The following is a 21606-nucleotide window of genomic DNA, read 5'->3' on the forward strand; positions in this document are numbered from 1 at the left end:
CATGCCGCCAGCGTTCAATCTGAGCCAGGATCAAACTCTTCAGTTCAATCTCTGTTTGTTGGCATTGCTGCCACCATCCTTGCGGATGGGTCGCTCACTCAAAATACTGACGATTTCTTCTTTCGAAGAAGTTCGTATTTTTTGTGAACATTTGATAATTTAAGTAATCAGCTGAACTGGTCAGCCGGCACCTTCATCAAACGCCCACACTTATCGACTGTTAATTGTTAAAGAACTTGTTCGGTACTGCCTTGCTGCGTTGTGCGAATCGTTTTGTTCGTCAGCAGCAGAGGAACGAGAGTATGCGGTGTTCAGCGTTTTTCGTCAAGTCCCTTTTTGCTTCGTCGCAGATTTCTCTACGAACCTTGCCAGCGCAACCAATTGATTTTGCTGACGTTTTCGGTCGTTGCCGAAGCGGAGGCGAATCATAGCAAACCTGCGCAGGGTTCCGCAAGCCCCCTTCCATCGCTGGAAGGCCCAGCGCCAGCGCCGCATTTGCATGGCTGTTTGCCCTTCCTCCTGTCACCGGTCATCGCCCATGGCGACGATGCCGCTTTGTTCATCCCTGGTACAGGTGCTACATTATGGAACAGCATTTCCAGTACGAGAGCCCGGACAGGGCCGAAAGGAGACATGGAATGATGCATCGAGACGCATTGCCGGGGTCGTGCGCTGCGCGCCCATCCGGAACGGCCGGCAACCCGGGCGACGAAGCGGCAGTCATCGAGACCTCTCACCAGCGGTCCGCCGGCTATGGGCTCTGTCCCGGCGCCCGGCCGGACTTCATGCCGCTGGCCCGCAGCGACCTCTCGCGCCTGCTGGAGCAGAACCATCTCCTCCATACCCATGCGGTGCCGGCGATGGAAATGCTGTACCAGCAGATCGTCGATACCCACAACATGGTATTGCTGACCGATGCGCAAGGGATCATCCTGCATGCGCTCGGCGACGCCGACTTCATCGACAAGGCCAAGCGCGTCGCGCTCGCCCCCGGCGTGGGCTGGTCCGAGGAACGCATGGGCACCAATGCGATCGGCACCGCGATCGCGGAACGCGCGCCATCGCTCGTGCACGCCGACCAGCACTATCTGGCCGCGAACCATTTCCTGACCTGCTCGGCGGCGCCGATCACCGGCCACGAGGGCAAGGTGATCGGCGTGCTCGACGTCAGCTCGGACCGGCGCAGCTACCACAAGCACACCATGGCCCTGGTGCGCATGTCCGCGCTGATGATCGAAAACCAGCTGTTCGCCGCCACGTTCGAACATGCGATCCTCCTGCGCTTCCACACCCGTCCGGAATGCATCGGCACGCTGATGGAAGGTATCGCCGCTTTCAGCCCGGGCGGCCGCTTCCTTGCCGCCAACCGCAGCGGCCTGTTCCAGCTCGGCCTCTCCTACCCTGCCCTGCAGACCCATACATTCAGCTCGCTGTTCGGGCTTCCGGTGTCGGCGCTGTTCGACCATTACCGCAGCGCGGCGCCCGGCCTGCTCGACATGTGCATGCACAACGGCGTGCGGATGCGCGGACGCGCCGAACTGCGCCTCGGGAGCGGCATCCATGCCGTGAGCGTCCCGGACGACCGGTCCGCCCCGCAGGCGGCCGCGCCGGCGGCCGCGAAGGCGCGCCGCCTGTCCGGCCTGCGCTACCTGAATACGGGAGACGCGCAGCTGGAGAAGGTCATCGGCAAGGTCGACAAGGTGCTCGGACGCGACATTCCGATCCTGATCATGGGCGAAACCGGCACCGGCAAGGAACTGCTGGCACGGGCCATCCACAGCGACTCGCCGCGCGCCATGGGACCGTTCGTCGCCGTGAACTGTGCGTCGATCCCGGAGAGCCTGATCGAGTCGGAGCTGTTCGGCTACGGGGAAGGCGCCTTCACCGGCGCGCGCAAGAAGGGCGCGGCCGGCAGGATCCTGCAGGCCAACGGCGGCACGCTGTTCCTCGACGAGATCGGCGACATGCCGGTGAGTCTCCAGGCCCACCTGCTGCGCGTGCTGCAGGAGCGGATGGTCACGCCGCTCGGCAGCGGCAAGTCGATCCCGGTCAACGTCGAACTGATCTGCGCAACCAACCATAACCTGCGCGAACGGATCGCCAGGGGACTGTTCCGCGAAGACCTCTACTACCGGCTCAACGGCCTGGTGGTCAAGCTGCCGCCGCTGCGCGAGCGCACCGACCTTGACACCGTCGTCAGGAAAATCCTGGCCACCGAATCGGACGGCGGACGCTACACGGTGTCGGACGAAGTGCTGCGGCTGTTCCGCCGCCACCAATGGCCGGGCAACTTCCGCCAGCTGACCAACCTGCTGCGCATCGCCATCATCATGGCCGGTGACGAGCACGAGATCGGATTGCACCACATGCCGGACGACTTCCTCGACGACATCGACGATACGGCCGACCCGCCAGTGGTCAGCCCCGGGCGGATGGCCGCCGGCGGCGCCAGGCTCGACGAGGTGGAGCTGGCGGCGATCCTGAAGTCGCTGGAGGCGAACGGCGGCAACGTCTCGGCCACGGCGCGCGCGCTGGGCGTATCGCGCAATACCATCTACCGCAAGCTGCCGCACCTGGGCTAGCGTCGATCAGGCGCCCTGGCGCACCGGATGCGTGCGCAGCAGCGCGCACTCCTCGTCGGTGAACAGGCGCGAGCGCGTCAGGAAGCGCCGGCCGGTGCCGTTATCGAGCGAGAACATGCCTCCGTTGCCCTGGACGACGTCGATGATCAGCTGCGTGTGCTCCCAGTAGCCGAACTGCTCCAGCCCCATGTAAAACGGCGCACCGGCCAGGTTGCCGAGGTAGACATCGCTGTCGCTCACATTGAATTCGCCGGCCGGGTAGCACATCGGCGCACTGCCGTCGCAGCAGCCGCCGGACTGGAAGAACATCAGCGGGCCGTGGCGCCGCCGCAGTTCGTCGATGAATGCCAGCGCGGCCGGCGTCGCGCAGACGCGGTCGATCGAGGTCGTCATGCCTGCTCCTGTCGCTTGCGCGCCGGCCGGGACCGGCGCGCTTCGGTTGGCCTTAGAAGAAGCCCAGGGCGTTCGGGCTGTAGCTGACCAGGAGGTTCTTGGTCTGCTGGTAGTGGTCGAGCATCATCTTGTGGTTCTCGCGGCCGATGCCCGACTGCTTGTAGCCGCCGAACGCGGCGTGCGCCGGATACAGGTGGTAGCAGTTGGTCCACACGCGGCCGGCCTGGATCGCGCGCCCGACCCGGAAGGCGCGCGACGAGTCGCGCGTCCACAGCCCGGCGCCCAGGCCGTACAGCGTGTCGTTGGCGATGCGCAGCGCGTCCGCCTCGTCCTTGAAGGTCGTCACCGAGACCACCGGCCCGAAGATCTCTTCCTGGAAGATGCGCATCGCGTTGTCGCCCTTGAACACGGTGGGCTGCACGTAATAGCCGCCGGACAGGTCGCCCTGCTGGACGTTGCGCTCGCCCCCGGCCAGCACCTGCGCGCCCTCCTGGCGGCCGATGTCCAGGTAGGACAGGATTTTCTCCAGCTGCTCCTGCGACGCCTGGGCGCCGAGCATGGTCGAGGAATCGAGCGGGTTGCCCTGCCTGATCGCCGCCACGCGCGCCAGCGCACGCTCGATGAAGCGCTCGTAGATCGATTCCTGCACCAGCACGCGCGACGGGCAGGTGCAGACTTCGCCCTGGTTGAGCGCGAACATCGCGAAGCCTTCGAGGCATTTGTCGAAGAAGGCATCGTCTTCGTCCATGACGTCGGCGAAGAAGATGTTGGGCGACTTGCCGCCGAGTTCGAGCGTGACCGGAATCAGGTTCTGGGCCGCGTATTGCATGATCAGGCGGCCGGTGGCGGTCTCGCCGGTGAACGCGATCTTGGCGATGCGCTTGTTCGAGGCCAGCGGCTTGCCGGCCTCCAGGCCGAAGCCGTTGACGACGTTGACCACGCCCGGCGGAAGCAGGTCGCCGATCAGCTCCATCAGCACCATGATCGAGGCGGGGGTCTGCTCGGCCGGCTTGATCACGACGCAGTTGCCGGCCGCCAGGGCCGGGGCCAGCTTCCACACCGCCATCAGGATCGGGAAGTTCCACGGGATGATCTGGCCGACGACGCCCAGCGGCTCATGGAAGTGGTAGGCGTAGGTTTCATGGTCGATCTGGGCGATCGAGCCTTCCTGGGCGCGGATGGCGCCGGCGAAGTAGCGGAAGTGGTCGATCGCCAGCGGGATGTCGGCGGCCGTCGTCTCCCGGATCGGCTTGCCGTTGTCGATGGTCTCGGCAGTCGCGAGCGTGGACAGGTTCTGTTCCATGCGGTCGGCGATGCGGTTCAGGATCAGGGCGCGTTCCGCCGGCGAGGTCTTGCCCCATGCGTCTTTCGCCGCATGCGCCGCATCCAGCGCGGTCTCGATGTCCTCGGCGGTGGAACGCGCCACCTCGCAGAACGGCTGGCCGGTGATCGGGGTGACGTTGGGGAAGTACTCTCCCTTGGCCGGCGCCACGAAGCGCCCGCCGATGTAGTTGTCGTAGCGCTGCTTGAACGGGTTGGCGACGCCGAGCTTGCTGATGTCCGCGAGATTCATGTCATCCTCCAGGTAGTGTTATGTGTCCGTCGGCTGCAACGGGATGTGTGGAGCACGCGCTTCTTTTCGCAAAGTCCGTGCCAGCGGCGCGCCGCCCGCCGCGCCATAGCGCGGATGCGTTCGCAGGGAAGGCGCGGCCGCGAGGCGGGACGGTCAGTTCTGGTACACCTGTTCCAGAATTGAACAGTGCCGGCGCCCTGCCATTGCCGTGGGCGCGATCCGCGCGGAGCAGGTATATTGCGTTGCTTGAATGGCATGTCCGGATCCGGGACGCGTGATCGAACGATTGGAGACAAGATGAAGCAACACGTATTTCGCTGGAACGCGATCGCCGCCGCCTGCGCATGCTGGCCGCTGGCGGCCGCCGCCGACGAGGTCCGCGGCCCGATGAGCGTGGTGGTGGTCAGCGCCACCCGCGCCGAACACGCGAGTTTCGACCTGCCGGCCTCCATCGACGTGGTCGATGCGTCGCAGATCGGCGATACCCAGCCGCGCGTCAACGCCTCGGAAGCGCTGGCGGCGGTCCCGGGACTGGTCGCGCGCGATCGCCAGAACTATGCGCAGGACCTGCAGATTTCCTCGCGCGGCTTCGGCGCGCGCTCGGCCTTCGGCGTCCGCGGCGTGCGCCTGGTGGCGGACGGCATCCCGGCGACCATGCCGGACGGCCAGGGCCAGGCCGCGACCTTCAACCTCGACATGGCCGAACGTATCGAGGTGCTGCGCGGGCCGTTCTCTGCACTGTACGGCAACCACTCCGGCGGCGTGGTCCAGCTGTTCACGCGCGATCCGAAAGGCCCCCCGTCCATCGAGACCAGCTTCGCCGCCGGCAGCGACGGGCTGCGCAAGACCGACGTCAACGCCGAGGGCCGCAGCGGCGGCATCGGCTACCTGCTCGACGCCTCGCGCTTCGACACCGACGGCTACCGCGACCACAGCGCCGCCACCCGCGACCAGGCCTATGCCAAGCTCTCGCTCGAACCGTCCGCCACCAGCCGCCTGGTGCTGACCGCCAGCGGCCTGCGCCAGGACGATACCCAGGATCCGCTGGGCGTGACCTGGGCCACGTACCAGCGCGACCCGCGCGCCGGCGAAATCGACGGCACCGATCCGCAGACGCCGAAACGCACCCTGGCCGAGCGCTACGACACGCGCAAGAGCATCGACCACAAGCAGGCGGGCCTGTCCTGGGAGAGCCGCTTCGGGCCCGACCGCCTGCAGGTCACGGCCTGGGGCGGCAACCGCCGCGTGATCCAGTACCAGTCGTTCTCGCGCGCCTTCCAGGCGCCGGCCAGCCACTCGGGCGGCGTGATCGACTTCGACCGCGACTTCTACGGCATCGACGCCAACTGGCGCGCGGTGCGCGAACTGGCCGGCGGCACCCTGCGCGCCACCGTGGGCCTGGAACTGGCCCGGTCGAGCGATGCGCGCCAGGGTTTCGAGAACTTCCTCGGCGACAGCTTCGGCGTCAAGGGACGCCTGCGGCGCGACGAGGAGAACGAGGTCACCGGCACCGACCCTTACCTGCAGCTCGAGTGGGAGCGCGGCAAATGGGTGTTCACCGGCGGGCTGCGCCACAGCCGGGTGAAGTTCGACGTCAAGGACGGGTTCCTGGCAAACGGCGACGACAGCGGCAGCGTCGTCTACCGCCACACCACGCCGCTGGCCGGCGTGCTGTACCGCCTCACGCCCACGCTGAACGTGTATGCCAGCGCGGCGCGCGGCTTCGAGGCGCCGACCCTGAACGAAGTGTTCTATTCCGGCAGCGGCGGCGGCTTCAACTTCGGGCTCGAACCGGCGGTCGGCACCCACCTGGAGGCGGGCCTGAAGGCCATGCCGGCCCCGGGAGTGCGCGTCAACGCGGCCCTGTTCCAGGTGCGCACCAGGGACGAGCTGGTGGTCGACAGCGCGTCCGGCGGGCGCACCAGCTACCGCAACGCCAGCGCCACCCTGCGCCAGGGCGGCGAACTGTCGCTCGACGCGGAATTCGGCGCAGGCTGGAACGCACGCCTGGCCTTGAGCGCGCTGAAGGCCGTCTACGACGAAGGCTTCGGTGCGGTGCCCGAGGGCAGCCGCCTGCCGGGCATACCGAAGACCAGCCTGTACGGGGAATTCGGCTGGAAGGAAGCGGCCGGGCGCTTCGGCGCGGCGCTCGAGACGGTGGCCAACAGCCGGGTGTTCGCGGAAGACACCAATACCGCCACCCCGGCGCCGGGCTATGCGATCGTCAACGCCCGGGTCCAGGCCAGCCAGCAGTTCGGGGGCTGGCGCCTGCGCCAGTTCGCGCGCCTGAACAACCTGTTCGACCGCGGCTACATCGGCTCGGTGATCGTCGGCGACACCAACCGCCGCTTCTACGAGGCGGCTCCGGGCCGCAACTGGATACTGGGCGCCAGCGCCCGGTATCAGTTCTAGAACACGTCGTTCAGTTGTCCGGCAATGCGACGCCCGGATACAGCCGCCCGAGGATCGCCGTGACGGCGGGCGCCAGCGCGGCCTCGACCAGGCCGCTGGCCTTGCCCTGGTCGGGCGCCGCGCGCACCGCCTGCCACAGCGCCGCCGGGTCGGCGCCCCTGGCTGCGAGCGCCTGCTCGACTTCGGCCTGCCAGAACGGCGGGGCTTCGCTGTCGACGTAGTTGCCGCGCCCGCGGCCGAAGTGGGCGACGGCGAGGTAGCGCAGGATGGCGCCGACCAGCAGCGTCTGCAGGAAGGCATCGGCGAACTGCACGCTCGCCTGGTTGCGGTCGGTGCGCTGGTTGAAGCCCCAGGCGGCGCCCGCCATCGTGAGGCCGCCGACGATGGCGCCCAGCAGCGCGCCGGCGCCCAGGGTCAGGCCGCCGGCCATCATGTCGGCCGACAGGCCGGTGGCCGCGCCCGAGACCACGGCGCCCAGCAGGCCGGCCTGCGCCTTGTCGACCGGGGCGCGCACCGCGAAGTTATCGCGCACGCGGGCGTTCACCTGGAGCGCCTGTCCGGGGTCGATCCGGTGCAGCGCGAGCAGGCGCGCCGTGACCTGGTTGATGCCGTCGTTCAGGCGCGCGACCAGGGCCGCCATCGCCAGTTCCTGGCGCCGCTGCTCGTCCTTGCCCAGGCCGACCGCCTTGAGCGCGCCGCGCAGGACGCCCTTCCCTTCATCCGGCAGCGGCTCGCTGTCGCGCGCGGCGGCCGCGACCTGTTCGGCGCTCATCCGCAGCGCGCTCGCATAGCGCTCGCGGTTGGCACTCGACCAGGCGGCCAGCAGGCGCGCATAGCCGGGCCGCTTCGACTCGTCGATGAGACGGCCGATCGCATCGTAGAACACGTGTTCGTGCACCCAGCAGCGCGCGAAGGCGTCGAGGGCCAGCACCTCCTTCACCACCGGATACTGGGCCAGGTGCTGCTTCCAGCGCTGCTGCTCGGCCTGCTCCTCGGCGCCCGGCCGGGGCGGTCCCATCTGGTTGAGGAGCACCGCCACCGGCTTGCCCAGCCAGTCGAGGATCTTCATCTCGGATGGCAGGTAGCCGGCGTCCTGCGGCGACTCGGAGGAATTGACCAGGTAGAGCACCACGTCCGCTTCGTCCTTGGCCGCGCGCAGCGCCTGCTGGCTGAGCCAGAACGGCCGGTCGCGGTAGCGGTCGAACACTTCGCGCAGGAACCAGCCGATCGGATTGCCGGCGATCGCCAGGCGCTTGAACAGGCGCACCGAATCGCCGAAGCCGGGCGTGTCCCACAGCACCAGCGCATCGCCGGCCTCGCTCGCCAGTAGCGGATGGGCTTCCGAGAACTGCGTCACGTGGGCCGCGTCCCGCACCTCGCCCACGTCCATGCCGACCAGGGTGCGGGCCAGGGTCGTCTTGCCGTTGTTGGTGTGCGAAACCAGTGCAAACTGGACCTTGACCGGCGGGGCTTCGAGCGGCGGGACCTCGAGCGGCGCGTTCATCGAAGCTCCGGCAGCGCCAGGCCCGCGCCCAGTTCGAGCGGATACTTCTCGGGCTGCAGCAGGTTGACGACATGGGCCGGCGTGCCATGGAAGCTGCAGAACTGGCGCCATAGCGCGATGCGCTCGGCCACCCGGGCGGCGCTGCCCGGCTGCTCGCCGATCCGCTCGACGAAGGCCGACTCGTCGAGCAGCACCGCGATGCCGCGCCGCACGCGGCGCGCCAGGTAGTCGAGGAAGGCGCCGTGGTTTTCCTTTTCCGGCGTGGCCGCCAGGCTGAACAGGACGGTGGTGACGGTCACGCCGGCCTCGTCCAGTTCCGACTCCTGCAGCGCGTCCTTCGGTTCGACGCCATAGCCGACGGTCGGCCGCAGCTGCACCCTTGCCTGCCCGCCCAGGGCGGCGCCGGCGAGGGTCCACAGGCCCTTGTCGCGCGCCTCGTCGAGGGTGTAGCTGTAGGGCAGCACGCGCATCAGGGCCGGGGCGCCGGCGCCGATGCTGTCGGCCAGCTTGCGGAAATACGGCTGGTCGAGATCGAGCGGAAAGCGGCGCCTGAGGCGGCCGGCGCGCAGGCCCGCGAACACGGCCAGCACCAGGCGCGGCACGACGACCAGCAGCAGCAGGGTCGCGCCGTACAGGTGCACCCAGCGCTCGCCGCCGGCCGCGCCGCCGCCGGCGCCGAAGCGCAGCGATGCGATCTCGGCCAGCGAGAAGCTCTGCAGGAAAGGAAACACCGTCAGCGCCGGCGTGAACAGCCAGCTCAGCAGCGTATGCACCTGGCCGGCGTCGAGGAAGGTGCTTTCCCATCCCGTGACATATTCGGTGAGCAGGCCGCGGGCGTAGAGCGAGGCGATGGCGCCCAGGGCGAACATGGCGGCGGCCAGGTGCACCGTGCGGCCCAGGCGGGCACGGGTCAGCGGTTCGCTCATCAGCGCCCAGTCGGCCAGGTAGCGGGCGACGCCGTCGGCCAGCGCTCCCGGCAGCTTGCGCGGCGCCACCGCCTTGCCGACGCTGAGCCGGCGCAGCAGCGGACTGCCGCCCTTGTGCCGGCGGCTCCGCGGCACCAGCGTCCACACCAGCAGGCCGAGGTAGACCAGCAGGTTCCAGCCGATGATCAGGAGCAGCGGCGCCGACAGCAGGTCGATGCGGTGCGGGTCGGCGATCCGGTCCAGCAAGGCGCCGGCGGCGAAGGCCAGGATGGGCAGCGCCAGCCAGAAACCCGACATGCCGGGCCGGCGCTGCACGAAGGCGCCGAACGCGGGCGTGCGCTCGCCGAGGCGCTTGAGGATCTGCTCGGAACGCTGCTCGAGAAAGTGATGCTGGGTCATGGCCATCCGGCTATCGGACGCCTGCCACGCCGCCAGCTCCCTGGCGCTGCGGGTGGCATATTTACGGTCGTCGTCGGTCAGGACCGTGTGGGCGACGTCGGCGTTCTCGATGGCGCGCACCAGCACGACGTTGCGTGCGACCTGTTCGTTCATGCTGCTCCTGTGGGTGAAGTGACAATGTCCGCAGATGCATTGTGCCTCAGTTTTCGGCCCGTCACACTTCCCGCACGGGGCAGCGCCGGCATCCCGTCCCGCCCCGGGCCGCAGGGTGCGCAGCGGCCGCGTAAACGAGACAACCCGGGAATTCCCGGGTTGTCGCTGGCTGGAGACCTGGCTCAGCCGCCGAACTTGCCGCCGCCACGCGTCTTGCCGCCTCCCTGCTTGCTGCCTCCCTGCTTGCTGCCGGCGTCCGGCGGTGAACGATCAGCCTGCCCCTGCAGCGAACTGCCGCCGCCCGATTGCAGCGAACCGGAAGAGCCGGTCGCCGATTCCTGGGAACCGGCGTGCTGGTACTGTTCCATGCCGCTGCCGGACTGCCGGGACTGGCCCAGCCGGTCCTGTTCGCCGCGCGCCTGCATGCGCTGCGCCTGCTGGCGCGCGCTCCATCCGTTTTGCTGCGCACCGGCGCCGCCGCGCGTACCGCGACTCAGGTCGGACTGCATGGATCCGGTATGTTCCCGGGGGAAAGGCGAGTCGGGCCCGCCCGGCATCACGTAGCCGGGAGCCCTGCTCTGCAGGCTGCCTTCGGCCACGGTCACGCCCTTGGGTTTGGCCACACCACGGGCACGGTTGTCTCCACCTTTGACTTTCTCTTTCGATTTCATCATCTCTCCTTCGCTTGCTGAACCAATAGACCGATCATGCGCGCGGTGGCGAAGGGGATGTATAGGATAAATCTCCGCGACCGCGTAGGACTCAGCGGACGTTCAACATGCGTGTGCCAGCCGGCCGATGATGTACCGGCCACGCACGGCGGACAACGCACCTGCCCCCCGGTATTTACATTAGACGACAATGACCCGTGCGGCAAGCATGGCGCACGGGATCATCCACACTCACCTGCGCCCGCCTATTGGGGTTTGCGGCGGCGCCGCACCACCATCATGCCCAGCACGCCTGCGCCAAGGCTGAACAAGGTGGCAGGTTCGGGCAGTGGCGCATCCTGCGCGCCGCCGACACGGATGGCACGGGCGTAAGCGATATCGGTCGAGCTCGTAAAGGCGAGACTGCGCAACAAGGTGTCATCAGTGGCGTTGACACGGAACCAGTTAGCGCCGTTGACGATGTTGATGCGGTGGATCACGGGACTCTCGCCGAATGCGTTGACGGTGACATCGACAAACCGGTTCTTCGGATTACCCGCGATGCTGGGTGCGAACAGGTTCAGGGAAAACATGGTGAAGACACTGTCCTGGACGTTCACCTTGAGTTCCTTGAAGCCCGCATCGCTTCCCCGTAACCATTGAGTGTCCACCTCGCCGGTCAGGTATTCATTACTGCTGAAGTTGAGAATGCGAACATTCGAATTCAGGGGCACCGTCGTCCCCTGCACCTTGTAATTGGGGCCCGGATAAGCACCACCCCTATCGAACCGGACATTGTTGAATGTACCGGCTTCCGGTTGCGTATTCGAGAAAATAAGACCGGCCGATGCCGCTTGCACGAAGCCGAGCGAGAGCGCGGCGGACAATGCGGCCTGTTTGAAAATGCCTAGTTTTGGAGCGTACATGTTGCGTCACCTCATCAAGAACCAGAAAAAAACCGATGCCGGGGTCTGCTCCGGCATCGACGTCGAAGCTATGTTATTGCATTAACAACAATACTTATTGCAATGCTTTAACTATAACAACAATTAAAAAGATAGCAACACTTTTATACTGCCAGTGCAAAATCGGCGATGGTCAGCTGGGAAGAGTCCGCCAAACCCTGCAGGGTGAACGAACCTCCCCCGACGATCTGGACCCGCACGTCCGCGCCCAGGTCCGTCATCGTGACCCTGGAAGCGAAGTTGGCCGCGGTGATGCCGAGTGCGATCAGGTCGATCCAGTCCTGCCCGCCATCCGAGTTGGCGTCGAAGCCGGTAATCGTGTCCGTACCGGTGGTCAGTGTGCTGAACACGTAGACATCGTTTCCGTTACCGCCCGTCAGGATGTCGTTACCCGCTCCGCCCTCAAGCCGGTCATCGCCATCCATGCCCCGGAGGGTGTCGTTGCCGATGCCACCAATGAGGGAGTTGTTCAGGGCATTACCCGTCAACGTCGCGGCGGCGCCGGTCTGGACAAGGTTTTCCACATTGGCGCCCAGCGTGTAGGAAGTGCCGCTGTTGTGGATCGTGTCGATACCTTCGCCCGCGTTCTCCTGGATGGCGTCGGTCCCTTGGTTGACCTTGTAGATGTCGTTGCCCTTGCCGCCGATCAGGGTGTCGGCGCCGGTGCCGCCGTCCAGCGTATCGTTGCCGTCGCCACCGGTGATGCGGTTGGCCAGGTTGTTACCGGTGCCGGTAAAGTTGCCGGTGCCGGTAAAGCTCAGGTTCTCGATGTTGTTGGCAAGGACATAGGTCAGCGAGGTCGAGCGGACCGAGTCGGTGCCCGCCCCGCCGGCTTCGACGACCACGTCGTTGATGTCGTCGACGAGGTAGAGGTCGTCGCCGGCGCCGCCGACCAGGCGGTCGGCGCCGGCCTTGCCGTCGAGCGTGTCCGCCCCCACGCCGCCGGTGAGCGTGTTGACGAGCCCGTTGCCTTCGCCGAAGAAGTCCAGGGTGCCGGTATAGGTCAGGTGCTCGACGTTGTCGAACAGCGCATAACTGGCCACCGTGGTCCGGATCAGGTCGGTTCCTCCATTGGCCAGCTCGATCACGGAGTCGAGCGACTGGTCGACGATGTAGGTGTCGTTGCCGGCGCCGCCCGCCATGCGGTCGATGCCTTCGCCGCCGTTGAGGGTATCCGCGCCCACGCCGCCGTCGATCCGGTTGTTCAGCGCGTTGCCGGTGCCGGTGAAGGCCGCGGTGCCGGTGTACGCCAGGTTTTCCAGGTCGGCGCCGAGCGTGTAGTTGGCCAGGCTGGTGCGCACCGAGTCGTCGCCCTCGCCCAGCAGCTCGACGATGACGTCGCTCACCGAGTCGACCACATAGGTATCGTCGCCGTTACTGCCGGTCATCCGGTCGATGCCGGTCCCGCCGTCCATCACGTCGTCGCCGGTGTCGCCCAGCAGGATATCGTCGCCGGCCCCGCCGATGAGCTGGTCGTTGCCGCCCAGGCCGCGCAGCTCGTCGTTGCCGCTACCGCCGTTGAGCGTGTCGTTGCCCCCCGCGGCTTCGATCAGGTTGGCCAGCGTGTTGCCGGTGCCGGAGAAATCGCCGTCGCCGGTGTACAGCAGGGTCTCGACGTGGTTCGTCAGCGTGTAGCTGGCCAGCCGCGTGCTGACGGTATCGTTGCCCTGGTTCAGGGCCTCGACGACCACGTCGCCGGCCTCGGACACGACATAGGAGTCATTGCCGATCCCGCCGACCATGCGGTCGGCGCCACCGCGGCCGTCGAGTATGTCGTCGGCGGTTCCGCCGGTGAGCGTGTTCGCCGCCGAATTGCCCTGGCCGTCGAAGTTGCCGGCACCGATGAAGGTGAGGTGTTCGACCTCGCCGAGCTCATCGAGCACATAGCTTGCCAGCGTGGTCTGGATGGTGTCGGTGCCGCCGCCGGCAAGCTCGATCACGAGATCGCCGTAGTCGTCGACGGTATAGGTGTCGTTGCCGGCTCCCCCGATCATCTCGTCGGCGCCGAGGCCGCCGTTCAGCGCGTCGTTGCCGCCCAGGCCGACCAGGCGGTCCGCGTTCACAGTGCCGACCAGCGTATTCGCCAGGTTGTCGCCGGTGACGAGGTCGCCCACGCCCTTGGTTGCCGCCGACGTCACCGTGCGTGCTATGCCTGTGGAATCGTTGAATTTGGCGACGACGCGCAGGGTCAGGCCCACCTGCGCCTGGGTTGGCGTGAAGGTCGTTCCCGTGGCCCCCTGGATGTCGGTAAAGGCGCCGCCATCCGCCGCTGCCTGCCATTGGAAAGTGATGGCTTCCTCTGGAATGCCATTGAACAGGGCGATCGTGCCGGGCAGCGCGGTCAGCTCCTCGCCTTCCAGCGGGGTCTCATCGCTGATGACCGGTTCCCCCGTCAGGTTGACCACGCGGTCGGTGAACTGCAGCAGCTCGATGCGGCGGATCTTGTCGGTGCCGTCGGTCGCGGTGCCGCGCACATGGGCAACGGTCCAGGTGCCGTCCTCGTTGCGGGTCAGGTCATAGTTCTCGGACAGGTCGGAGTAGATGGCGGTGTCGATGTCGTCCTTTGCCGTCGGATCGACGATGATTTCCCTGATGATCCTGAGCTGGCCCGGGTTGATGGCGCCGCTCAGCATCTCGGTCTTGATCTCGCTGATGCTGTCGACCGAGCGGATTTCGATATCGGGATTGTCCTTGTCGCGCACGCTCACGCGGACGTTGAGCCAGGCATCGCCATCGATCAGGTCATCGCCGGCCTTGCCGGTAATGAGATCGTTGCCGCTGCCCCCGATCAGGATGTCGGCGCCGTTCTGCGGGTCGATCAGCACGGCGTCGGGATCGTCTGAAGCCGGTACGCCAAGCAGCTCCTGCAGGCCCGCGATCAGCGACACATCCTTCTGCAGCAGGCGGCTGTCGGTCTCCGGTCCGCCGATGACACCGCCTGGTTCGTCAGCCGCCCCCGTCGGGCGGACTGTGCCGATCAGCACGTCATTCATCTTCCAGCCCGACAGGCCTTCGACCGAATCGAAGCGGTCGCGCAGGATGAACGGCTCCTGCTGCCCGAAAATGGGAATGCCGAGGTCGGAATTGGCGGCCACCACGTCGCCCTTGTGGATCGCCCAGTCGAAGCCCAGCATGCCGTTGCTGCGCTGGATCCCCGGCCCCTGGACCATGATGTCGTTGCCGGACTCGCCATCATAGTCGGTGTCGTTGCCCTGGCCGTTCAGCACGTCGTGGCCGATGATGCTGCTGTTGAAGAACAGCTGGGAGTTCTCACCCGACATGTTGTCGAAGCCTTCGCCGCCTTCGAGCCAGTCGTCGCCCTCATTGCCCATCAGGACATCCGAGCCTGGTCCGCCGAGGAGGAAGTCATTGCCTTCGCCGGCGAACACTTCGGTGAAATCGGGGCCGACGATCACGAAGTCCTGCCCGGTGCCGCCAAACACGAGGTCGTTGCCGGTACCGTTGCTGATGACGTCGTTGCCGGCGTCGCCGCGCAGGAAGTCGGCGGCGCCCGCGGGCGTGCCGTGGTCGGTGATGATGTCGTCGCCGTCGCCGCCGTGCACCTGGTCGGCTTCGTCGCCGCCGTCGAGCCTGTCGTTGCCGCCGTCACCCCACAGCGTGTCCATTCCGCGGCCGCCGTTGAGCGTATCGTTGCCTGCTGTGCCGCCCAGCACCACGTGGTCCGGGCCGTCGTACGCATAGGTGAGCACGCCGCCGTCGGCATGGCCGTCGCCGTCCACGTCGTCTCCCGGTGCGACGCGCGTCACCAGCGAGGTAATGGCGTTCAGGATGGGATCCACGCGCGTCGGATCGCCATTCTTGATGGTACTGCCGGGTACGGCAATGCCGGTGCGCTGGTCGGCCTGGTTCATTTCCAGGATATAGCTCGGGGTAGTGAACAGCAGTGCCGGCAGGTGGCTGCTGCCCTCGTCGCCGAGGTCGCTGTTGCGCATGACCATGGCGGAGAACAGGTTGCCTTCGAGCTCGTTAAGCAGGTTCAGGCCCTGGGTGCGGCTCAGGTAATAGAAGCGGTCGCCATTCTGCAGGTTTTCCAGCTGCTTTTCGAAGACGAAGTTGAAGGTCGGCGCCAGCATGCCGCCGAACTCGAGCTTCGCTTCCGCCAGGCCGCCGATCCAGAAGTCGACCTTGTTCAGGCCGGTTTCCTTGGTCGCCCAGGCGCCGCGGCTGTTCAGGTAATCGAGCCGGTCGTCCGGCGCCCTCTCGAGGTCGCCATCGCCGTCCACGTCGAACTCGTTCATGACCAGCAGGGTCGCCGCGGCGCGCTTGCCGGCCAGGGTGGTCTCGGCCGTGATGCTCGAGTGCGTGCCATACGAGGCGATGAAATTGATGATCGACGCGGGGTTCTTCAGGTGGGGCGCGAAGTCGGCCCAGCTGGTATAGGGTTTCAGCTGGGCGTCGCCGGTCATCTGGTAGAAGGCGGCGCGGGCCTCGTTAAAGCTCGGCATGCCGGTGTCGCGGGCGCGTGCGATATTCAGCGCGGCCAGGTCCAGCGGCAGGCCCACCAGGTTGTTCCGCAGCGCGCCGGTGACGAACTCGTCGATTTCACTGCCGACCTGGCGCGACATGCCGCGGATGATGTCGGCAATCGCCGTCGCCTCGCCCTCCTTGCCGCCGGCCGTGTTGAACTCGACCGGATTCAGGAAGGCTTCGATCAGGCCGATATCATTGTTCGAGAGGTCGCCATCGAGGCGGGCCACGGTCTCGGTCAGCATCGAGTGGCCGAAGCGGTACACGACGTTGGCGAACTCTTCCATAATCGCCGGATTGATGTCCGGCGAATGGGAGAACACGAAGGGGTCGATGCTCGGCTGCACGGCGCGCGCGAACTCCTCGAACACCAGGTGCTGGTACTGCATCTCGTTGACGAAGCGGCCGGCCTGGAACAGGCGCTCGCCGTCCCAGACCAGGGCGTCGATGGCGGACTGGCCGGTCGGCAGCTCGGTCACGTCCACCGCGAGCCATTCGTTCAGCAGGGCCAGGTCGCCGCTCTCGAGGATCGTGGTCTTGTATTGCTCGACCAGGCGGTTGTGCTCGGAATGGAACACGCTGTGGATCGCGGTCAGGCCGATGTTCTCGTTGCCGCGGCCGTCGCCGGTGGCGAAGTGGCGGTCCAGCAATTCGTTGTCGTAGGTTCCCGGCGCGGCCAGCCCGTTGGCGGCGCCCACCTCCGTGTCTTCATCCGGCACCAGCACCCGCTCCGGTGTTCCCGGATTGTGGTCATGGTCGTAAGTGCCCGGCGCCGCCGAGTGCGCCACGTCGATCAGGAACTGATGTCCGGTGCGGATCGTGTCGGTCGGCAGCAGGACGCCCTTGCCGCCGTTCGCGGTCGGGTCGCCCTCGACCAGCCCGCTGGCAGTCACGATCTGGGCATAGCCGTTCTCGCCGCGGATGAAGCGTCCGTAGGGATCGGTGGCCAGCAGCGGAATGCTGAACACGTCGTTGTCGGTCAGCTGGATCCCCAGCATCGCTGCCGCCTGCGCCTTGACCTCGCCCCAGTTGCCCTCGCCGTATGCCCCTTTCAGCAGTTCGCCGGTGGCCACCGGCTTGCCGTTCGCGTCTTTCACATACTCGCGCAGGAATACCTGGTGCGACGGGTGCGAGGTATAGGTCTGGTTCTGGTCGATGAAGGGCGTGGTGTTGTTGGTATGGGCGTGGGTGTCGTCGTCCGCCGTCCCCATGACGCCGTCCGCGCCGGGCCCGGTGACATTGGTCGCGCGCGTCATCACCATGAAGTTGGTGTGGCTGGTCGGATCGTACAGCGGGTCGTCCGGCTTGAGCGGCATGAAGACGGTGCCGCCGCCTTTGGTGATCAGGTCGAGGCCATGGTCGAAGAACTGGCCGAACAGGGCCATCACCCCGTTGAATGGCGGCGACAGGCCAATGTCGGGCGACAGGTTCGGAATGTACAGGGTGCCGTTGTCATTCACCACCTGGTCCTGGCCTGGGTAGGTGCTCTGCTCGGCGCGGGTCTCCGCTGCAATCACGGCGGCGGGATTGTTTTCGCTCTGGTCGACGATCAGGTTGCTGATCACGCGCGGCGCGGAATCGAAAACCACGTTGCCGGCCGCCGTCTGCGCATAGCTGGTCGCCGGTCCGGCTTGCGTATCGTGGGGGCCATAGAAGTAGGCGGGCTTGCCTTCGGCCGTCATGAACTTCGCCGGCACCAGGCGCGGCATGATCTGATCGGCCGAGCCCGAGTCTTCCATGCCCGGCAGGAGATTGTTCCAGGAGCCATCCACGGTGCGCAGGCCATATGGAAGCAGGGGGCTGCCGACCAGGGTGGGGAGATTCTGCATCGCCCCGGTCGCGGGGTTGACGCTTGCTTCTGCGATCTTGATTTGTTGGAGAATAAAGTTCAGGTCATCGAGTGTGACGTTGAAGCCGTATTGTGGTTTTGAAGAAGAAGCCATTTTTATTCCCTAGTATGTTATTTCGCGCCGCCCAAACCCGGCGCATGGCTCTGTTGCTTGTACAACCCCCTTTTTTTCAAACAACCATGCTTTCGCACGAGACAGCAGACCTCCTTCGCGAGTGCGAATATTCCTGTATTGCTACAGTCAAACAACACGGACGTAACAGGGCCGTCACCGGTGAGAACCGGGTAACAGACGGCCTTGTACGGGATTGGGCGCGGCTAGGCGCCGGGCGATGGGCGGTGCCAGATCAGGAACATGGGATCCAATCAGCTGATATTGTTAATGGCCTTGACGACTTGCTTCGCCGAGGCCCGGTTGGGCATCATCATCCAGCGGTCCCTGGCTACATTCCCGATGCGCAAGGCACCGGTGTGGTTGGAGATATCGGCATCCGCAACAGGATCCGTGTCGTAGAAGCCGAGTTTGCGGCGGACCAGGTCGATGTCGCGCGGGCGGCCAGTCAGGAAGGACCAGCCGGGGCCGATGTCGTAGCGTTCCGCGTATTCCGCGAGCGCCTCCGGCGAGTCGACTTCGGGACGCAGGGTGAGCGAATAGATGTGTACATCCCGCCCCGTCCGGTCGCCGAGTTCGGCCTGCACTTCGCGCAGCCGCGCGGTGTTCAGCGGGCAGATCCCGGTACAGACCGTGTACATCATGTTGATGACCACCACCTTCCCTTCGAGCAGATCCGTATAGAACCGCACCGACTTCCCGGTCTGGTCAACCAGGACCGGGTTGGGCAGATACGGATGCGGCGCCAGTTTGCTTTCCGTTGCCGCGAGCAGCCGATCGGCCGTTGCCCCGTAGGCAACGCCACCCATCACTGCGAGCAAGAGTCTTCTGTCCATTTTCTTTTCCTCGTGTTGGGGGTTGAGCGCTGCTCAGCCATCTCTTTCGACATCGAAGCGCAGCATCATCGCGTGGTCTTCGTGGATCGTGTTATGACAGTGCATCATGTATTTGCCTGTAAATCCGCGGAACTGGATCAGGATCTTGACGGTCTCGCCTGGAGCCAGGACGAAGACGTCCTTGCGCCCCATTTCGTGCGCTGGCGGCGGCTTGCCGTTGCGCGACAGGATGCGCCCTTCCTCCAGGTGGATATGGATAGGGTGGTGCCAGCTGCCCTTGCCCTCCAGCTCCCAGATCTCGACGGCGTTGAGCTTGACCTTGAAGGTTGGGTTTTCCACGTCGAATAGCTTGCCGTCGATCAGCCATACCCCGTTCTCGCGCTCGAATTCGAAGTGCCGTGTCTTGGTCACTTTGGTGAGATCGATCGGTTTCAGGTCCCGCAAGACTGTCGGTACCCGGCTGTTGTCGACGGCAGTGCGGTTGACGTAGAAGCGCATGAGCTGTTGACCGGTCGTGCTGAGGACGGCTTCAGGTCCGCGCCCCTTGTCCTGCACGATGCGGTCGAGCAGGAACAGCTCGGAGTACAGCGGAAAGTCCTTGAAGTCGACGATGATATCGATGCGTTCAGCGGGCGCAAGACGGAAGGATGTCATCGTCACGGATTTCGGCAGCAGGTTGCCGTCGTTGGCAATGACCTGGAACGGCTTGTCGACTCCCTTGTAGCGGAGACTGAGATGGTAGAAGCGGGCCGTACTGCCATTCAATATCCTGAAACGATACTTCCGGCTTGCCACATTAAAATACGGCTGGATTTTTCCATTGATCGCGAACTTGTTCCCCAGGAAACCATCAGGATCGAACTGGTCGAACACGCGCAGGCCGCCGGAATCGAATTTCGGATCCTGGAGGATCAGGGGAATATCGTAGACGCCGACGCCGCTGGGCAGGCGCAATGCGGTCGGAGAGGGGTCGTTCTCGTTCCCCGTGTCGAGCTTGTCGAAGAACAGGAAGAAACCGGCGAGTCCCTTGTAGACGTTCGCGGCCGTAAAATCCGCGCGATGGTCGTGGTACCACATGGTGCCCAGCCCTTCGCGCGGGTCGCCATCGGTGTCCGGGAATTCATCGTAGCCGGCAAAGCAGTTTGGATAATGGCAGTCGTAGAAAAAACCTGGCCGGGTCAGGGTGGGACCGTATTTCGTCGCACTGAAGTAATTACCGGCGTAGCCATCGCTTTCCGAAGCGGCATGCGCGTTATGCAGGTGCGTCGATATTTCCGGAGAGCCAAATCCATTTACATCCGGCTTCAAGTTATTATAATAGCGGACGACAATTGGCTCGCCTTCGTAGGCGACCATGGTCGGTCCTGGGAGAATGCCGTCATATCCCCAGATCTTTTGCCGCGGCAGCTCGCGGTGATAATAATGCCAGCCTTCCTTCACGTCGATCACATAGGCTTTTTGGGGCGGCCAATGCTCCCAGCCCTGGTGAGGGTCGCGCCCGGCCTCGTCGGGATGCGCCTCTTTTTGTGGCACCGGGTAGAGTGTCGCAGCTGCCGCCTTCTTTATCGGCGGTATGGGAAGCGGTTCGACAAACGGTGTGGTGTAAGGCGGCTTGATGTCCGTGCCACTGGCATCCACCGCGTGTGAAGTGATGAAACCGGTTCCTCCGGTGACTGCGGCAAGCTTGAGGAACTCACGTTTTTTGGGCGTAAGAAGGCCCCTGTCGTCTGACTTTGTCATTTTCCCCACCCCTAATAATGGCACTGTTAGTAGGCAAATTGTTTATGCGTAGGGATAGCCGCCGCTCCATACGGATATCCGTCGCATACTTATGTTTCCGCCATTTAACTATATTTTATTTTGAGTAGATTCCCTCGATCTATGTCGATGTAGTAATTACATGGAAATATCATACCGTTAGAAATCGCAAAAATGTAATTTTTTATTTCAATGATGTTGTGAAGTACGCACAGGGAATAACGAAACAATTTATTTCCTAGAAGATCCAACATAAATTGTTTTAGTGAATCCATTCATTTTCAGTTGCTTAATAAGAATTGATTTGGAATTCAGTAAAATTCCATGATGAAATATTTGTTATTTTCGTTAAACAGCGTTTTTCTTTGGGTATGAATAGTTGATGTAGGATGGGGTGGAAAATGCATGGAACGACTGCTGTTGCATACCTACATATGCATGGATCGCATAAGTCAGCGATTCCGGAACGAGGAAGCCGCACGAAGGCGGGCTGATGCCCGGAGCAGCGTGCCCAAGGGCCCCGAAGGTCTGCAGGCCTCAATGTGGTATCGATGAGCACAAAGGATGGGTACGGCCCTGCCGGCATGGCTGAGCGCCTGGTCGGCGCTCGGGAGTGTCGTATTGATCACCGATCTCTACCAGAAGGATGATTGACAGAATGCTCACACGGCCAGTGGTGCAGATCCAGGTCGGGACCGAAGCCGGGAACCTGTGGGCTTGTGGAGGCAAGGCGGTCGTGATTACACGGCGCCGAAATCGATGTGCAGAAAGCAAAAAACCCCACCAGGATCACCTGGTGGGGTTTTTCTTATAACTAGCCTGACGATAACCTACTTTCACACTGGTTGCAGCACTATCATCGGCGCAAAGTCGTTTCACGGTCCTGTTCGGGATGGGAAGGGGTGGGACCGACTTGCTATGGTCATCAGGCATGACTTGTACGAGTGCCGCTAGCTCATGCTGAGCGTCACTCTGAATCCGGAAGAAGTAGTTTCGGTAATTGTTG

General features: G+C 64.5%; 11 protein-coding genes and 1 rRNA gene. 2 read left to right on the forward strand and 10 right to left on the reverse strand.

Features of this window, described 5'->3' with window-relative positions; genetic code table 11:
* The first annotated feature begins 641 nt into the window (after positions 1 to 641).
* Entirely contained in the window at positions 642 to 2582 is a 1941-nt protein-coding gene (locus H162_RS0127125; RefSeq protein ID WP_026355160.1) for a sigma-54-dependent Fis family transcriptional regulator, read from the forward strand.
* A 6-nt stretch (positions 2583 to 2588) separates the two neighbouring features.
* Here H162_RS0127125 and H162_RS0127130 read toward each other — a convergent pair whose 3' ends face one another.
* Together H162_RS0127130 and adh are read right to left on the reverse strand one after the other, a co-directional pair.
* Positions 2589 to 2975: a DUF779 domain-containing protein gene (locus tag H162_RS0127130; protein WP_020656630.1), complete on the reverse strand. Its 387-nt coding sequence runs from the start codon at positions 2973 to 2975 to the stop codon at positions 2589 to 2591.
* A 52-nt stretch (positions 2976 to 3027) separates the two neighbouring features.
* Entirely contained in the window at positions 3028 to 4548 is a 1521-nt protein-coding gene (adh, locus tag H162_RS0127135; RefSeq protein WP_020656631.1) for an aldehyde dehydrogenase, read from the reverse strand.
* 297 nt (positions 4549 to 4845) lie between these two features.
* On the opposite strand from adh, the gene H162_RS0127140 reads away from it, so the two are divergent.
* Positions 4846 to 6960, forward strand: coding sequence for a TonB-dependent receptor family protein (locus tag H162_RS0127140; RefSeq protein ID WP_020656632.1), 2115 nt, complete (start codon positions 4846 to 4848; stop codon positions 6958 to 6960).
* 10 nt (positions 6961 to 6970) lie between these two features.
* On the opposite strand, the gene H162_RS0127145 is transcribed toward H162_RS0127140, so the two are convergent.
* The 8 genes from H162_RS0127145 to rrf form a co-directional block, all read right to left on the reverse strand.
* Complete coding sequence (locus H162_RS0127145; RefSeq protein ID WP_020656633.1) at positions 6971 to 8464, reverse strand: DUF3482 domain-containing protein; 1494 nt, start codon at positions 8462 to 8464, stop codon at positions 6971 to 6973.
* Positions 8461 to 9942, reverse strand: coding sequence for a DUF2868 domain-containing protein (locus H162_RS0127150; protein ID WP_020656634.1), 1482 nt, complete (start codon positions 9940 to 9942; stop codon positions 8461 to 8463). The genes H162_RS0127145 and H162_RS0127150 overlap by 4 nt, the downstream gene beginning before the upstream one ends.
* A 182-nt stretch (positions 9943 to 10124) precedes the next feature.
* Positions 10125 to 10613, reverse strand: a complete 489-nt coding sequence (locus H162_RS0127155) for a hypothetical protein (RefSeq protein WP_051110018.1) — start codon at positions 10611 to 10613, stop codon at positions 10125 to 10127.
* Positions 10614 to 10858: 245 nt separating this feature from the next.
* Positions 10859 to 11518, reverse strand: a complete 660-nt coding sequence (locus H162_RS0127160) for a PEP-CTERM sorting domain-containing protein (protein ID WP_020656636.1) — start codon at positions 11516 to 11518, stop codon at positions 10859 to 10861.
* Between the two features lie 143 nt (positions 11519 to 11661).
* Positions 11662 to 17874, reverse strand: coding sequence for a peroxidase family protein (locus H162_RS32110; protein WP_020656637.1), 6213 nt, complete (start codon positions 17872 to 17874; stop codon positions 11662 to 11664).
* A 386-nt stretch (positions 17875 to 18260) separates the two neighbouring features.
* Complete coding sequence (locus tag H162_RS0127175; RefSeq protein ID WP_026355161.1) at positions 18261 to 18842, reverse strand: SCO family protein; 582 nt, start codon at positions 18840 to 18842, stop codon at positions 18261 to 18263.
* A 33-nt stretch (positions 18843 to 18875) separates the two neighbouring features.
* Entirely contained in the window at positions 18876 to 20582 is a 1707-nt protein-coding gene (locus H162_RS0127180; protein WP_211223755.1) for a multicopper oxidase family protein, read from the reverse strand.
* Between the two features lie 835 nt (positions 20583 to 21417).
* Positions 21418 to 21530 (reverse strand): 5S ribosomal RNA (gene rrf, locus H162_RS0127185).
* Between the last annotated feature and the right edge of the window lie 76 nt (positions 21531 to 21606).

The sequence above is a fragment of the Massilia niastensis DSM 21313 genome (genome assembly GCF_000382345.1).
GTDB lineage: Bacteria > Pseudomonadota > Gammaproteobacteria > Burkholderiales > Burkholderiaceae_D > Telluria > Telluria niastensis.

What these genes read in the sequence shown, in the direction of transcription:
- H162_RS0127155 (WP_051110018.1), bottom strand. Translation starts at nt 10,613, where the DNA reads ATGAAATCGAAAGAGAAAGTCAAAGGTGGAGACAACCGTGCCCGTGGT.
- H162_RS32110 (WP_020656637.1), bottom strand. Translation starts at nt 17,874, where the DNA reads ATGCAGAATCTCCCCACCCTGGTCGGCAGCCCCCTGCTTCCATATGGC.
- H162_RS0127160 (WP_020656636.1), bottom strand. Translation starts at nt 11,518, where the DNA reads ATGTACGCTCCAAAACTAGGCATTTTCAAACAGGCCGCATTGTCCGCC.
- H162_RS0127140 (WP_020656632.1), top strand. Translation starts at nt 4,846, where the DNA reads ATGAAGCAACACGTATTTCGCTGGAACGCGATCGCCGCCGCCTGCGCA.
- H162_RS0127175 (WP_026355161.1), bottom strand. Translation starts at nt 18,842, where the DNA reads ATGGACAGAAGACTCTTGCTCGCAGTGATGGGTGGCGTTGCCTACGGG.
- adh (WP_020656631.1), bottom strand. Translation starts at nt 4,548, where the DNA reads ATGAATCTCGCGGACATCAGCAAGCTCGGCGTCGCCAACCCGTTCAAG.
- H162_RS0127180 (WP_211223755.1), bottom strand. Translation starts at nt 20,582, where the DNA reads ATGACAAAGTCAGACGACAGGGGCCTTCTTACGCCCAAAAAACGTGAG.
- H162_RS0127150 (WP_020656634.1), bottom strand. Translation starts at nt 9,942, where the DNA reads ATGAACGAACAGGTCGCACGCAACGTCGTGCTGGTGCGCGCCATCGAG.
- H162_RS0127145 (WP_020656633.1), bottom strand. Translation starts at nt 8,464, where the DNA reads ATGAACGCGCCGCTCGAGGTCCCGCCGCTCGAAGCCCCGCCGGTCAAG.
- H162_RS0127125 (WP_026355160.1), top strand. Translation starts at nt 642, where the DNA reads ATGCATCGAGACGCATTGCCGGGGTCGTGCGCTGCGCGCCCATCCGGA.
- H162_RS0127130 (WP_020656630.1), bottom strand. Translation starts at nt 2,975, where the DNA reads ATGACGACCTCGATCGACCGCGTCTGCGCGACGCCGGCCGCGCTGGCA.